We start from the raw sequence: 14,054 nt of genomic DNA, 5'->3' as shown, positions 1-14,054 counted from the left end.
CCGCGGGCGGCCCTAGGCTGACGACGTGCGGCTCGCCTCGGGGGGACGGGTCCTGCTCGGTGAGCGCCGAGCAGGCGATCCGCCCCTGCCCACCGAGCTCGAGGACGCGCTGCGCGAGTGGGCGGCGTTCGCCGTCACGGTCTCCGGATCGGGCGGGCGGGACGAGCGCGACATGCTGCAGCGCAGGGGACGCCAGCTCGCCGTCCGCCTCGCCGACGCTCTCGGGCGCACGGTCACCTACACCGATCCGGTGTCCGGCCGGGTCGAGGCGGTGCCCGCCCCGTCCAGCGGCCCGATCCCGCGCCGGCCCGACGACAGCGAGCCGACGCCGTGGGCCACCGGCCTCGCCGTCTCCGCGTTCACGGCCGTGGTCGTGGCGGTGGGGGACATCGCGCTGAGCCGCGCGTTCGCCGAGGCGTTCGGGCTGCTGTGGGTGCCGGCGAACATCCTCGTCGCGCTGGGGCTCGCGCCCTCGCTGCACCTGCTGCGGCTCACACCGTTCTGGCGCTGGCCCGCGCTCGGCGCCGCGGCCGGCCTCGCGGCGGCGTGGGTGGTGCTGCTGCTGGGCCAGCTCGGCTGATCCTCAGGGCCTGCCCGCGTGCGCGGCCGGGGCACGGGCGGTGAGCACCTGCCCGGTCTCCGGGCCCGTCAGCAGGCGCTCGATGTTCTCCTCGAAGCCCTCCTGCATGTGCCAGTCCGCCGCCAGCACGAACAGCGTCCGGCCGTCATCGCCGCCGAGCGTGCAGGCGAACCCCGCCCGGTCGAGCGGGACCGTGGCCAGCACTTCCCCGCCCTCGGCGACCCGCAGGCAGGCCGGCCCGGCGTCGGTCCAGCCCGGCGTCCACACGGCACCTTCGGCGTCCAGCACGATGCCGTCGCCGGGCACCGGAGCCCACACCCGCCGGTTCGACAGGCTCCCGTCCGGCTCGATGTCGAACGCGGTGAGCGTGCCGGCGAACGACTCGGAGACGATCAGCGTCGAGTCGTCCGGCGTGACCGCCATCCCGTTCGGGAAGGCGATCCCGTCCGCGACCCGCCGCACCGCGCCGTCGGGCGTGACCAGCGCGACGAACCCGGGTGCCACGCCGGCGTCCGGGTGGAAGTCCGTGCCGCCGTTGACGTAGGTGTTGCCGCGACCGTCCACGACGATCTCGTTCAGGCCGGCGCCGAGGCAGGTCAGGTCGGCGTGGTCGACTAGCGAGCCGTCCGGTTCCTGGTGCAGGAGCCTGCCCTCTGGCCCCGCGACCACCAGCAGCCGCCCATCCGGGAGCCAGTCGATCGAGAACGGGATGGTGGTCGGCACCGTGGCCACCACCTCGGTGCCGCCGTCGAGGTCGACGGCGAGGACCTGCTGGGTGCCCCAGTTGCACAGCCACAGCCTGCCGTCGTGCCAGCGCGCGGACTCGCCGATCTTCAGTCCGGTCAGCAGAACATCGCTCATGCCATCCATACGAACGGGAGGTGCCCGCATCGACACCCAGGGCGGGGAGGCGGAAGCACGCGACCTGCGCGACCTAGGGTTCCTCCCGTGGAGGGCAGGATCTGGTTCCCGGGCAACCCGTGGCCCGACGGGCACGCGGTCGAGGACTTCGGCTGGTGGGGGCGGATCCACCCGGACGGCAGGCTGTGGTTCGAGCTGAACCTGCGCTCCGAGGAGTACGGGGCGCGCGAGCCGACCGACCCTGGCGAGGGCGACTGGCGCAGCCCGATCGTCTGGAACAACTACCACCGCTGCACGTTGAGCCCGGGTTGGCGGCAGGGCCTGCCGGCCGCGGAGCCCGGCCGCCCGTTCCGGCTGACCGTCCCGCAGACGCTCACGGCCGACCCGGTCGACGAGGTCGACTTCGAGGAAGAGCCCGCCTTCACCGTCTACCTGCTCGGCCACGACGCCGCTGCGGGGCACGAGGTGACGTTCACCCCGACGGCGGCGGGCCACGACGTGACCTGGACCGGTGCGCTCGCCCTCTACTACGCCGGTGAGGAGGACTTCCGCTACGGCTTCCGCGCGGAGCTGCGCGATGTGCAGCTCGCCGGCATCGCGGTGGCCGAGGAGCTGGACCGCGACGCCGCGCGCCGGACGCTCGCCGAGCTCCTCGACGAGCCGGAGCGGTTCGAGCTCGACCCGACGGGCCGCTGGTTCACCCCCGCGCCACCACGGCCCCGAAGTCGCCGCCGCCTCTTCGGCGCCTGAGCGGCCCACGGCCTCTCCCCGCGAGGCGGCACTACTGCAACGAGCGGGTCAGCGCTGGCCGCGCACGCCGAGCAGGACCTCGTCCCAGGACGGCATGACCGGCTTGCCCTTCTTGGTGCGCTTGTTCGCGGCGGGTTGCTGCGCGGCCGCGGGCGCGGGGACATCGGCCGGCTCCTCGGGAGCGGGGGCCTCCGCGACGGGCTCGGGGCTCGCCGCAGGGGCGCTCGGTGCCGGCTCGGTGCGGGGCGGCTCCGGCTTGCGGCGCTCGGGCCGGCCGGCCGGCTCGCCGGTGCCCCCCGTCGCCCGGGGTTCCGGGGCCTCGGGCTCGGCGGGCGCGGCGCTCTCGGTGGCTTCCGGCCGGCTCGCCGGGGCTGCGCCGTCGTCCTGCGCGGATCGCTGCCGCCGGTCGCCCGCCTCGGCCGCCGTGGGCTCGGGTCGGGTCCGCTCCGGGCGGGCGGGCTCGGCGCGTGGCGGCTCGACGGCGGGCTGGCGCTGCGCCGCGGGAGGTGCCTGCCTGCGCGGCTCCGATGTCGTGCGGGTGGGGGCGCGCTCGACCGTGCGGGCCTCGGTGGCCGGCGACGGGTCGACGCGGGAACCGCGGACCGAGTCGGACGCGACGGCTCGCAGCTCCTCCTCGGGCCCGGGGGCGGGGGCGGGGTCCTCCGAGCGGCCGATGTCGATCACCGGGCCGACGGTGCGCAGCGGCCGCGCGGGCAGGCCCTCGACCAGGTCGCTCGCGTGCTCGTCGACCGCGGTGACGGTGCCCCCGTGCGCGCCCGGCTGGAACGTCCAGTGAGCGCGGTTGTCCGAGCGCCCGGCGCGCCAGGACAGGGCGACGACCCACTTGCCGTCCTCGCCCTTCCAGGAGTCCCACTCGGCGTCGGCGTACTCCTGGCCGCGCAGGCCGAACGTGTGGGCGACGACGTCACCGAGGGTGCGGGTGTCCGGCCCGTCTGTACGCACGGGATGGGCGCGCTGGGCCACCTCGGCGGTGCGGGAGCGTTCGAGCAGCACGGGGTAGGCGAACCGCTCGATCTTCTGCAGCGGAACGCCGGCCGCGGCGGCGACCTGCTCCACGGACGCCCCGGCACGGATGCGGGCCTGGATCTCACGTGGACGCAACTGGCTCTCCAACTCGATCGAGATCTGTCCGAGCCGGGTGAGGTCTCCGCGTGCGGCGGCGCGCAGCTGCTCGTCGGCAGGCACGGTGAAGCGCTCGCGTCGCACCGGGTCCTCGAGGACGACGGAGAACTCACCGCCACCCTCGGTGATCCCGACGACCCGCAGCGCCCGCATCAGCGGCCCTCCCGCTCTCGTTCTCCCCGTCCGGGTGACGTTAGTTGCCGGATCGCACCCCGTGTCGGAGGCGCGCCGACGACACCCGTGTTGAGCTGGGACGCATGTTACTGGTGTGACTACGGAGCGCTTACAGCGGTGATCACGACATGCGCTCGACAACCCAATCGATACAAGCCGTGAGCGCTGTGACGTCGGCCGGCTCGACCGCCGGGAACATGCCGATGCGCAGCTGGTTGCGCCCCAGCTTGCGGTACGGCTCGGTGTCGACGATGCCGTTGGCGCGCAGCGTCTTGGCGACGGCAGCGGCGTCGACGGAGTCGGCGAAGTCGATGGTGCCGACCACCTGGGACCGGTGGGCCGGGTCGCTCACGAACGGCGTGGCGAACTCCGACTTCTCCGCCCACGCGTAGAGCCGTGAGGACGAGTCGGCCGTGCGAGCGACGCAGGCGTCGAGCCCGCCGAGCCCGAGCATCCAGTCGATCTGCTCCGCCATGAGGATGAGCGTGGCGATGGCGGGCGTGTTGTAGGTCTGGTCCTTGACCGAGTTGTCGACGGCCGTGGCGAGGGACAGGAACGGCGGGATCCACCGGTCGGTGGCGGCGAGCTCGCTCACGCGCTCCAGAGCGGCGGGGCTCATCAACGCGGCCCACAGCCCGCCGTCGGACGCGAAGCCCTTCTGCGGGGCGAAGTAGTACGCGTCGGCCTGGCTCACGTCCACCGGGAGCCCGGCCGCGCCGGAGGTGGCGTCGATCAGCACGAGCTGGTCGGAGGTGGCGCCCGCGGGGCGCACGACCGGGACGGACACACCGGTCGACGTCTCGTTGTGCGCCCACGCCAGCACGTCGCACGAGGGGTCGGCGGTGGGCTCGGGGGCGCTGCCCGGGTCGGCCTTGACCACCACCGGCTCGGCCAGGAAGGGGGCACCGCGGGTCGAGTCGGCGAACTTGGAGGAGAACTCGCCGTACGTGAGGTGCAGCGCGCGCTCGCGCACCAGGCCGAACGCGGCGGCGTCCCAGAACGCCGTGGACCCGCCGTTGCCGAGCACGACCTCGTAGCCCTCGGGCAGCGAGAACAGCTCCCGCAACCCGCTGCGCACCCGCCCGACCAGCGACTTCACCGGCTTCTGGCGGTGCGAAGTGCCCATGATCGCCGCTCCGGCCCCGGCGAGCGCCGTGAGCTGCTCCGGACGGACCTTCGAGGGGCCACAGCCGAAGCGTCCGTCGGCGGGCTGGAGGTCGGCGGGGATCTGCAGGTCGGTGGACGTCGAAGCGGTCACGGGCCCCAGTGTCGCAGCCACGACGATGCCCGAAAGGGTGTGGGTCCTCACGACGACGGGACGAACCGCACTTCACAGACCGAATCCGGACCTCACAGGAGGCCGGCCCTGTGTGAAGCTGGCACGGGGTGTGTGAAGTCACGCCCCAGCGCGCTCACGTCCCGTCCGGCGCCTCCGTTCGGCTGCACACGTGCCGCCGTTCGCTGACACCATGTGGAGATCATCGGCGAAGGGGCGAGCGGAGATGTCGAACGGACCAGACCGGCCGGAGCCGGGCGAGCGGAACCCCGCCGCGGCTCCCGGGCAGGACGAGGCGCGCACCGATGCACCGGCGCCCGATCCCGAGGCCGAGCCGGCCGCTGGTGAGAGCGGGGCGTCCGAGCCTCCCGCTGCGGAAGCTGCCGCGCCGGCCGGCGCCGACGTGACCGAACCCGCAGCACCCCGCGCGGACGAGCACACGGAGCCGGTCGCGGGCGACGCCGAGCCCGTCTCCGGGATCGACCTCGAGAAACGATCCGACGAGGCCTCGACGGCCGCCACGCCTCCTGGCGGCCTGCCGGAGCATCCGCAGCCCGGGTACGGGCCGTACACCCACGGGCAGCCGGGATCCGGCCAACCCGGCTACCCGCCTCCGGGCTACGGGCCCCCGGCCTACGGTTCTTCCGGCTACGGGCCTCCGGGATACGGACAGCCGGCATACGGGCCGCCCGGCTACGGCCCGCCATCCGGATACGGGCCTCCCGCTTACGGACCTCCCGGCTACGGGCCTCCGGGATACGCACAGCCGGCATACGCACAGCCGGCATACGCTCCGCCCGGCTACGGCCCGCCTCCTGGCTACGGTCCGCCGCCCTACCAGGGGGCGCCAGGTGGTGAAGCCCCCCGCCCGGGCATCGTGCCGCTGCGCCCGCTCGCCGTCGGCGACATCCTGGCGGGGGCCGTCGGCTACGTCAGGGCCAACCCGCTCGTGACGCTCGGGGTGACGGCGGCCGTCGCGGTCGTGATCCAGGCGGTCCAGCTGGTCGTCAACCTGACCCTGCCGCGGATCGACCCGGCGGCGTTGGCGCGGGGCCGGGTCGGCGGGCTGGTCGGTTCGCTGCTCGGCACGGCCGGGAGCACCCTCGTCGGCCTCGTGCTCGGCTCGGTGCTCACCGGCATCCTGCTCGTGGTGCTCAGCCGGGCCGTGCTCGGGCAACGGATCGGTGTCCGCGAGGCGTGGGGCGCCACCGCGCGCCGGGTGCCCGGCCTCCTCGGGTTGGGGATCTTGATCGGGCTCGTCCTCGGGGCGATCGCGGCGGTCCTGATCCTCGTCGCGCTGGTCGCCGCCGCGACCGGATCCGGCGGGGCGGTCCTGCTCGCCGTGCTGCTCGTGCTGGTCGCGGTGGCGGCCGTCGCCTACCTCGGTGTGCTGTGGGCGTTCGCGCCCGCCGCGTACGTGCTGGAGCCGATCGGGGTGACGTCGGCCCTCGGCCGGTCCGGGCGGCTGGTGCGGGGTTCCTGGTGGCGGACGTTCGGGATCCTGCTGCTCACCTGGCTCCTGATCACCGTCCCCGGGGTCGTCGTCATGGGCCTGTTCGGCGCGATCACGGTCGCGCCACCGGACCCGGCGACGATGGTCCGGACCGCGATCGCCTCCGTGGTGGTGACGACGTTCGCGGTGCCGTTCGTCACGGGGATCACCGGGCTGCTCTACGTCGACCAGCGGATCCGCAAGGAGCGCCTCGACCTCGAGCTGGCGCGCTCGGCCGGTCAGCCGCCGCGGTAGGTGCGGCGGTACGCCAGCGGCGCCACGCCGATGGTGGCGTGCAGGTGCTGGCGCAGCGACGCGGTCGTACCGAACCCCGCCTCCTCCGCGATCCGTTCCACGGGCAGGTCGGTGCTCTCCAGGAGCCGCCGGGCGGCCGCGACCCGCTGTGCGTTGAGCCACCGCGCCGGGCTCATGCCGGTCTCCTCGCGGAAGCGGCGCGTGAAGGTCCGCACGCTCATGGCGGCGTGGGTGGCGAGGTCGGCGAGGCCGAGCGGCTCGTGGAGCCGTTCGAGGGCCCACGCCCTGGTGGGTGCCGTGCCGGGGCCGTCGGGGTCGGGGACCGGCTCCATGAACTGCGTCTGCCCGCCGTCGCGCCACGGCGCGACGACGCTGCGCCGTGCCACACGGTTGGCCACGGCCGGTCCGTGGTCGCGTCGCACGATGTGCAGGCACAGGTCGATGCCGGCGGCGTTGCCCGCGGACGTGAGAACGTCGCCGTCGTCGACGTACAGGACGTCCGGGTCCAGCTTGACCTGCGGGAACAGCGCCTGGAACTGGTCGGCGTGCATCCAATGGGTGGTGGCGGGGCGGTCGTCGAGGCGGCCGGCAGCTGCGAGGACGAAGGCACCGGTGCAGATCGAGACCATCCGGGCCGGGAGACCCTCGATGGCCGCGGCGAGGTCCGGTTCGAGCACGCCGCGTTCCAGCGCGGACCCGCTGTAGATGCCCGGGATGATCACCGTGCCGGCGGTGCGCAGGATCGACGCGTCGTGCTCGGGCAGCACGCTGTAACCGGCCGACGTCCGCACCGGCCCGCCGTCCAGCGTGGCGACGCGCACCCGGTAGAGCCGCCGTCCCGTGTCGTCGACGGCCGTGCCGAGCAGCCTGTGCGGCAGCCCCAGTTCGAACGCCACGACGTCCGGCAGCGCGAGCACGGCGACCTCGTGCGGTTCACCCATGGCCGAATCTTTTCACGTATTGGCTGTCGGGCCACTGTCGATTCGTCGCCGCTGCGGCGATGCTCCCTGGGTGACACAGCTCGAGACCTCGCGACGCATCCATCCCGCCTGGTGGGTGGCCGCCGTGACCTTCCTCGCCCTCGTCGGGGCCGCCGGGTTCCGGGCCGTGCCCGGGGTGCTGATGAACCCGCTGCACGACGAGTTCGATTGGTCCATCAGCACGATCTCCCTCGCCGCGGCCGTCAACATGGCGCTCTACGGCCTCACGGCGCCGTTCGCGGCCGCGCTGATGGAGCGCTTCGGCATCCGCCGGGTTGTCACGGCGGCCCTCGTGGTGGTTGCGGCGGGGAGCGGGCTCACCGTCTTCATGACGGCGAGCTGGCAGCTGATCCTCTGCTGGGGCGTGCTCGTCGGGCTCGGCACCGGATCGATGGCCCTGGCGCTCGTGGCCACCGTGACGGGGCGCTGGTTCGTCGCACGGCGCGGCCTCGTCTCCGGCGTGCTGACCGCGGGCGGTGCTGCGGGCGGGCTGGTGTTCCTCCCGCTCGTCTCCCAGCTCGCCGACGCGTACGGGTGGCGGCCCGCTGCGCTGGCGGTCGCGATCTCGGCGCTCGCCGTCGCGCCGCTCGTCATGTGGCTGCTGCGCGACCGGCCCCGCGACCTCGGTGTGGTGCCCTACGGCGGCACCGCGGCCGACGACGTCGACCCCGTGCGCAGCGGGGCCGCCCGGCTGGCGGTTCGGGCGCTCGCCGACGCCGCCCGCACGAAGGGTTTCTGGTACCTGGCCGCAGGCATGATGATCTGCGGCGCCACCACGATGGGGCTGATCCAGCCGCACTTCATCCCCGCGGCGCACGACCACGGCATGCCGCAGACGGTCGCCGCCGGCCTGCTTGCCCTCGTCGGGATCTTCGACGTGGCCGGCACCATCGCATCCGGCTGGCTCACCGATCGCGTGGACCCGCGGTACCTGCTGCTCGTCTACTACGTGCTGCGCGGGCTGTCCCTGCTGGCGCTCCCCGCGCTGTTCGGGCCGGACATCCAGGCCAACATGCTGGCGTTCATCGTGTTCTACGGCCTGGACTGGGTCGCGACGATCCCGCCGACGATGGCGCTGTGCCGCGAGCTCTTCGGCGCGGCCGCACCCGTCGTCTTCGGGTGGGTGTTCGCCTCGCACCAGGTGGGCGCGGCGGCCATGGCACTCGGCGCCGGCATCGTGCGCGACGAGCTGGGCGCCTACGACATGGCCTGGTACGCGGGCGGCGCGATCTGCGTGGTGGCGGGCTTCCTCTCGCTCCTCGTGCGCAAGCGCGTTCCGACGAACGGCGCGTTGGTCGGATAGGTTCGGACCCCATGCATGTCTGAGGGCAGCCCTCAGTGGCACGACAGCGCCGTTCGTCGGAACTCGGTCGGATCAGGCGTGGGCGATCTCGTCCCAGCCCTCGACGTCCTCCGGACGCCTCGGGCGGGGGCCGATGTACTGCCCCGCCGGGCGCACCAGTTTGGCCTCGCGCTTCTGCTCCATGATGTGCGCCGACCAGCCGGCCGTGCGGGCGCTGGTGAACATCGCCGGCATCATGTGCGGCGGCACCTCGGCGAAGTCGAGGATCACGGCCGCCCAGAACTCGACGTTCGTCTCGATCGGGTGGTCCGGCCTGCGTGAGCGCAGCTCCGTGAGCGCCGCCTGCTCGAGCGCGGCGGCGGCCTCGTAGCGCGGGGCCTTCAGCTCGAGGCACGTGCGGCGCAGCACGCGGGCACGCGGGTCCTCCGCCCGGTAGACGCGGTGGCCGAAGCCCATGAGGCGCTCCCTGCGGTCGAGGATGCCCTTGACCAGGCCCTCGGGGTCGCCCGAGCGCTCGACCTCCTCGATCATCGGCAGCACCCGCGCCGGCGCGCCGCCGTGCAGCGGGCCGGACATGGCGCCGATCGCGCCGGAGAGCGACGCCGCGACGTCGGCGCCGGTGGAGGCGATGACCCGCGCCGTGAACGTCGAGGCGTTCATCCCGTGCTCGGCCGCGGACACCCAGTACGCGTCGACGGCCGTGATGTGCGCCGGGTCCGGCTCTCCCCGCCAGCGCGTCATGAACCGCTCGGTGATCGTCGAGCACTGGTCGATCCGCGACTGCGGCACCGCGGGAACGCCGATCCCGCGCGCCGACTGAGCGACGTACGACAGCGCCATCACCGACGCCCTGGCCAGCTGCTCGCGGGCCTCCTCGTCGCTGATGTCCAGCAGCGGCCGGTACCCCCAGTACGGGGCGAGCATCGCGAGTGCCGCCTGCACGTCCACCCGGACGTCGCCGGTGTGCACCGGGATCGGGAACGGCTCCGCGGGCGGCAGGCCCGGCCCGAACCGGCCGTCGACGAGCAACGCCCATACGTTGCCGAACGTCACCTTGCCGACCAGGTCCTCGATGTCGACGCCGCGGTAGCGCAGCGACCCGCCGTCCTTGTCTGGTTCTGCGATGCGGGTGCGGAAGGCGACGTGGCCCTCCAGGCCGGGGCGGAAGCCGGGCGGGGGCGGCGGTACCGCCTCCTCGCCCTGTTCGGATCCTGGTGCGGTCGGCGCAGTGGTCACCGCGTCCTCCTCGTCGTGGTTGGCGCAACCCTGCCGCTGCATCGGAGCGGGTGCAACGGGCGACCGGGTGGCATCGGTCACCGGGGCTGTCGATCGCGTGTGGTTGCACATAGCGTGGTGGGTCCGCTACCCGGGGGAGGGCGTCGATGGCAGAGCAGCTGGCGACGATGCGCGTGGACTATGCGCGCACAGATGGGCTGGACGTGGGCGACCTCGCCGACACCTGGCACGAACAGCTGGCGCTGTGGCTGGACGAGGCCATCACCGACGGTGTCGCCGAACCCAACGCGATGGTGCTGGCCACCACGGGCGAGGACGGTAGGCCGTCCTCACGCACGGTGCTGTGCAAGGGACTCGACGCGCGCGGCGTCGTCTTCTACACGAACTACACGTCCGCCAAGAGCCACCAGCTGCGGGCCACGCGGTACGCCTCGGCCACCTTCCCCTGGTACGCCCAGCACCGGCAGGTGCACGTCCGCGGCCACGTCGAACTGGTCGCTGCCGCGGAGAACGCGGCCTACTGGGCCACCCGCCCGCGCGGGTCGCAGCTCGGGGCGTGGGCGTCCGCCCAGTCCGTCGAGGTGCGCGACCGGCGCGTGCTCGACGACGCGCTGGAGGCCGCCACGCAGCGCTTCGCAGGCGCGGAGGAGGTGCCCGCCCCACCGCACTGGGGCGGCTGGCGGATCGTGCCGGAGCAGGTGGAGTTCTGGCAGGGCCGCCACAACCGAATGCACGACCGGCTGCGCTTCGAGCACGACCCCCACAGCCGCACCTGGCGCATCCGCCGCCTAGCCCCCTGACCGCAACTCGCGCGCACTCAGCCCGCGACTCGCGCGCACTCACGCCGCGACTCGCGGGGAGCAGTGCCCCCACACCCGCGAGTCGCGGTCTGGATGTATGCGAGTCGCGGTCTGAGTGCGGGTGATTCGCCGGATTCCGGGGTGAAGCCGGGCACTCGCGCGGGAACCGGCGCGCGCTCGGGCGCAAGGTGGTGGTAGTCGTTGTCGTATGACAACGTCCGGTCCGGATGGGCCAACGAAGCCGATCACCGCCGGCCCGGACGCCCCCACCGCGCGCACCGAGCCCGCCACCCGGCGGATGGCGCGGGCCGTGCGCGGCGTGCTCGCCGACACCCGGCCCCTGCGCACGCCGGCCTACCGGAGGCTGTGGACCGCCGGCATAGTCACGGTCGTCGGTGCGCAGCTGTCCGTCGTCGCGGTGCCCGCGCAGATCTACGAGCTGACGGGGTCGTCGGCGTACGTCGGGTTGACGGGCCTCTTCGGGCTCGTGCCGCTGGTCGTGTTCGGGCTGTGGGGCGGCGCGATCGCGGACGCCATGGACCGGCGCACGCTGCTGCTGATCAGCGGGGCGGGCATCGCGCTGTCGTCGCTGGCGCTGTGGGTCACGGCGGCGAGCGGCGTCGGCGGGGTGTGGCTGGTGCTGGTGTTGTTCGCCGTGCAGACGGCGTTCCTCGCGGTCAACCAGCCCGCCCGCAACGCCGTGATCCCGCGGCTGCTGCCCGCCGATCTGCTCCCCGCCGCGAACACGCTGAACATGACCGTCTACCAGACGGGCGCGATCGCGGGGCCGCTGCTCGCGGGCGTCCTGATCCCGGTGGTGGGGCTCCCGACCCTCTACCTGCTCGACGCGGTGGCGCTGCTCGCCACGCTGTGGGCCACCTGGAAGCTGCCGCCGGTCCCGCCCGAGACGGGGGGCGAGCGCAGGCGGGCCGGCCTGCGGGAGATCGCCGCGGGCTTCCGGTACGCCGCGCTGCACGCCGTGCTGCTGGTGTCGTTCCTCATGGACATCGTCGCGATGGCGTTCGGCATGCCGCGCGTCGTGTTCCCGGAGCTCGCGCACACCGTGTACGGCGACCCGCCGGGGGGTGGGCTCGCGCTCGGGCTGCTGTTCGCCGCGATCCCGGCGGGGATGGTCGTCTCGGCGCTGTTCTCCGGCCGCCTCAACTCGATCCGCCGCCAGGGGGTGGCGGTCACCCTCTCGATCTGCGTGTGGGGTCTGGGCGTGGTGCTCTTCGGGCTCACGCAGTCGCTGTGGCTCGCAGTGATCTTCCTCGCGATCGCGGGGGCGGGCGACATGGTGAGCGGTGTCTTCCGCATGTCCATGTTGCAGTCGGTGGCAACCGACGAGATGCGCGGGCGCATGCAGGGCGTTTTCGCGGTGGTCGTGGTCGGCGGCCCTCGGATCGCCGACATGTGGCACGGGCCTGCGGCCGACTGGTGGGGCCCGGGGATGTCGGCGTCGGTCGGCGGCGTCCTCGTGATCGTCGGTGCCGTGGTCGTGGCGGCGATGTTCCCCGCGTTCTGGCGGTACCGCCCTGCGCACGCCGTGTGAGATCACTCGTGATGAACGCGTCAGCGCCAGGACGGGCGCAACCCCGATCCGGAGCACTAGCGTTGCGGCCAACCACGCAAAACATGAGTGTGAGGGAACCTCCACATGGCCGACGAGACCACCAGCGCCGCTGTTCTGAACCACCCGGGCGGCGAGTACGAGATGTCGATCCGGTCGGCAACCGAGGGTGCGTCCGCGTTCGACATCGGGAAGTTGCTCCCGTCGACGGGACTCGTCACGTTCGACACCGGATACGGCAACACCGCTTCCTGTGCCTCCGCGATCACCTACATCGACGGTGACGCCGGCATCCTCCGCTACCGCGGGTACCCGATCGACCAGCTCGCGGAGAGCTCCTCGTTCCTGGAGACGAGCTACCTGCTGATCTACGGGGAGCTGCCGAGCAAGGAGCAGCTGGAGTCGTTCACCAACCGGATCAGCCGCCACACGCTGCTGCACGAGGACCTGAAACGGTTCTTCGACGGCTTCCCGCGCGACGCGCACCCGATGCCGGTGCTCTCCAGCGCCGTGAGCGCGCTCTCGACCTTCTACCAGGACAGCCTCGACCCGTTCGACGAGGACGCGGTGGAGCTGTCCACGGTGCGGCTGCTGGCGAAGGTGCCGACGATCGCCGCGTACGCGTACAAGAAGTCGATCGGCCAGCCGTTCCTGTACCCGGACAACTCGCTGGGTCTCGTCGAGAACTTCCTCCGGATGACCTTCGGGTTCCCGGCGGAGCCGTACGAGGTCGACCCCGACTTCGTGCGCGCCCTCGACGTGCTGCTCATCCTGCACGCCGACCACGAGCAGAACTGCTCCACCTCCACCGTCCGGATGGTGGGCTCGTCGCAGGCGAACCTGTTCGCGAGCATCTCCGCGGGCATCAACGCCCTGTTCGGGCCGCTGCACGGCGGTGCCAACCAGGCGGTGCTCGAGATGCTGCAGCGCATCCGGGACGTCGAGGAGGGCAACGTCGACGCCTTCGTCGAGCGCGTGAAGAAGAAGGAGAAGGGCGCCCGGCTGATGGGCTTCGGGCACCGGGTCTACAAGAACTACGACCCGCGCGCCCGGATCGTGAAGCAGAGCGCCGACGACATCCTCAAGAAGCTCGGGGTCAGCGACCAGCTGCTCGACATCGCGAAGGCGCTGGAGGAGCGGGCACTCGCCGACGACTACTTCGTCGAGCGCAAGCTCTACCCGAACGTCGACTTCTACACCGGCGTGATCTACCGGGCCATGGGCTTCCCGACGAAGATGTTCACGGTCCTGTTCGCGCTCGGACGCCTGCCCGGGTGGATCGCCCACTGGCGCGAGATGATCAACGACCCGAGCACGAAGATCGGCAGGCCGCGGCAGCTGTACGTCGGCGCAACCGAGCGCCCGTACGTGCCCATGGCCAACCGCTGAGCGGAAACGGGCGGCGGGGCGTGACGCGGATCCCGGCCGAACGGCTTACCCTTCGGGCGCGTCCGGCGGAAGGGTGAAGGTCGATGGCGGAGAACGTCGAGAGGCACAGGGGTCGTCGTGGCCGCTGGCTGGTGCTCGCCGTGTTGCTGGCGATCGGGGTGTGGGTGGTCCGCTCGAGGCGGGCGGCCCGTGCGGACATCGGCACGGGATGGCCGCCGCCCCGGCCGGCGGACACCGGGGCGGTC

At 72.9% G+C, this 14,054-nt stretch carries 12 protein-coding genes; 7 read left to right on the top strand and 5 right to left on the bottom strand.

The features are described 5' to 3' along the window. Positions 1-25: 25 nt before the first annotated feature. Entirely contained in the window at positions 26-580 is a 555-nt protein-coding gene (locus tag FB388_RS31120; RefSeq protein WP_142105795.1) for a DUF2537 domain-containing protein, read from the top strand. Between the two features lie 3 nt (positions 581-583). On the opposite strand, the gene FB388_RS31115 is transcribed toward FB388_RS31120, so the two are convergent. Next, positions 584-1,441, bottom strand: coding sequence for an SMP-30/gluconolactonase/LRE family protein (locus FB388_RS31115; RefSeq protein WP_142105793.1), 858 nt, complete (start codon positions 1,439-1,441; stop codon positions 584-586). Positions 1,442-1,528: 87 nt separating this feature from the next. Here FB388_RS31115 and FB388_RS31110 point away from each other — a divergent pair, with 87 nt between their 5' ends. After that, positions 1,529-2,191 carry a hypothetical protein gene (locus FB388_RS31110; RefSeq protein WP_142105791.1) on the top strand — a complete coding sequence of 221 codons (663 nt, stop codon included), beginning with the start codon at positions 1,529-1,531 and terminating at the stop codon, positions 2,189-2,191. A gap of 48 nt (positions 2,192-2,239) precedes the next feature. On the opposite strand, the gene sepH is transcribed toward FB388_RS31110, so the two are convergent. Both sepH and serC read right to left on the bottom strand, forming a co-directional pair. Further along, positions 2,240-3,487 (bottom strand): septation protein SepH, encoded by a 1,248-nt coding sequence (gene sepH / locus FB388_RS31105; RefSeq protein ID WP_142105789.1) that lies wholly within the window; start codon positions 3,485-3,487, stop codon positions 2,240-2,242. 142 nt (positions 3,488-3,629) lie between these two features. Continuing rightward, on the bottom strand, positions 3,630-4,766 hold the full coding sequence (serC, locus tag FB388_RS31100; RefSeq protein WP_142105787.1) for a phosphoserine transaminase: 1,137 nt from the start codon (positions 4,764-4,766) through the stop codon (positions 3,630-3,632). A gap of 244 nt (positions 4,767-5,010) precedes the next feature. Between serC and FB388_RS31095 the strand changes: the two genes are divergently transcribed. Further along, positions 5,011-6,531: a DUF7847 domain-containing protein gene (locus FB388_RS31095; protein WP_142105785.1), complete on the top strand. Its 1,521-nt coding sequence runs from the start codon at positions 5,011-5,013 to the stop codon at positions 6,529-6,531. On the opposite strand, the gene FB388_RS31090 is transcribed toward FB388_RS31095, so the two are convergent. Continuing rightward, positions 6,516-7,472, bottom strand: coding sequence for a GlxA family transcriptional regulator (locus FB388_RS31090; RefSeq protein ID WP_142105783.1), 957 nt, complete (start codon positions 7,470-7,472; stop codon positions 6,516-6,518). The genes FB388_RS31095 and FB388_RS31090 overlap by 16 nt on opposite strands. A 97-nt stretch (positions 7,473-7,569) precedes the next feature. Here FB388_RS31090 and FB388_RS31085 point away from each other — a divergent pair, with 97 nt between their 5' ends. Next, on the top strand, positions 7,570-8,814 hold the full coding sequence (locus FB388_RS31085; protein WP_246122627.1) for an MFS transporter: 1,245 nt from the start codon (positions 7,570-7,572) through the stop codon (positions 8,812-8,814). A 72-nt stretch (positions 8,815-8,886) separates the two neighbouring features. Here the strand turns inward: FB388_RS31085 and FB388_RS31080 are convergent, their stop codons facing one another. After that, entirely contained in the window at positions 8,887-10,050 is a 1,164-nt protein-coding gene (locus FB388_RS31080) for a citrate synthase 2 (RefSeq protein ID WP_425468580.1), read from the bottom strand. A gap of 146 nt (positions 10,051-10,196) precedes the next feature. Between FB388_RS31080 and pdxH the strand changes: the two genes are divergently transcribed. The 3 genes from pdxH (at position 10,197) to FB388_RS31065 (ending at position 13,809) form a co-directional block, all read left to right on the top strand. Continuing rightward, positions 10,197-10,850: a pyridoxamine 5'-phosphate oxidase gene (gene pdxH, locus FB388_RS31075; protein WP_142105779.1), complete on the top strand. Its 654-nt coding sequence runs from the start codon at positions 10,197-10,199 to the stop codon at positions 10,848-10,850. Positions 10,851-11,148: 298 nt separating this feature from the next. Continuing rightward, on the top strand, positions 11,149-12,402 hold the full coding sequence (locus FB388_RS31070; RefSeq protein ID WP_142106425.1) for an MFS transporter: 1,254 nt from the start codon (positions 11,149-11,151) through the stop codon (positions 12,400-12,402). Between the two features lie 105 nt (positions 12,403-12,507). Further along, positions 12,508-13,809, top strand: coding sequence for a citrate synthase (locus FB388_RS31065; protein WP_142105777.1), 1,302 nt, complete (start codon positions 12,508-12,510; stop codon positions 13,807-13,809). Positions 13,810-14,054 lie beyond the last annotated feature (245 nt).

It is taken from the genome of Pseudonocardia cypriaca (genome assembly GCF_006717045.1).
In the GTDB taxonomy this organism is placed as follows: Bacteria; Actinomycetota; Actinomycetes; order Mycobacteriales; family Pseudonocardiaceae; genus Pseudonocardia; species Pseudonocardia cypriaca.
The sequence above is the reverse complement of the archived record's forward strand: the minus strand, read 5'-3'. Positions and strand labels throughout refer to the sequence as shown.

Excerpts from the sequence above, each read along its gene's own strand:
- FB388_RS31115 (WP_142105793.1), bottom strand. The coding sequence starts at position 1,441 with ATGAGCGATGTTCTGCTGACCGGACTGAAGATCGGCGAGTCCGCGCGC.
- sepH (WP_142105789.1), bottom strand. The coding sequence starts at position 3,487 with ATGCGGGCGCTGCGGGTCGTCGGGATCACCGAGGGTGGCGGTGAGTTC.
- FB388_RS31095 (WP_142105785.1), top strand. The coding sequence starts at position 5,011 with ATGTCGAACGGACCAGACCGGCCGGAGCCGGGCGAGCGGAACCCCGCC.
- FB388_RS31090 (WP_142105783.1), bottom strand. The coding sequence starts at position 7,472 with ATGGGTGAACCGCACGAGGTCGCCGTGCTCGCGCTGCCGGACGTCGTG.
- pdxH (WP_142105779.1), top strand. The coding sequence starts at position 10,197 with ATGGCAGAGCAGCTGGCGACGATGCGCGTGGACTATGCGCGCACAGAT.
- FB388_RS31070 (WP_142106425.1), top strand. The coding sequence starts at position 11,149 with ATGGCGCGGGCCGTGCGCGGCGTGCTCGCCGACACCCGGCCCCTGCGC.
- FB388_RS31065 (WP_142105777.1), top strand. The coding sequence starts at position 12,508 with ATGGCCGACGAGACCACCAGCGCCGCTGTTCTGAACCACCCGGGCGGC.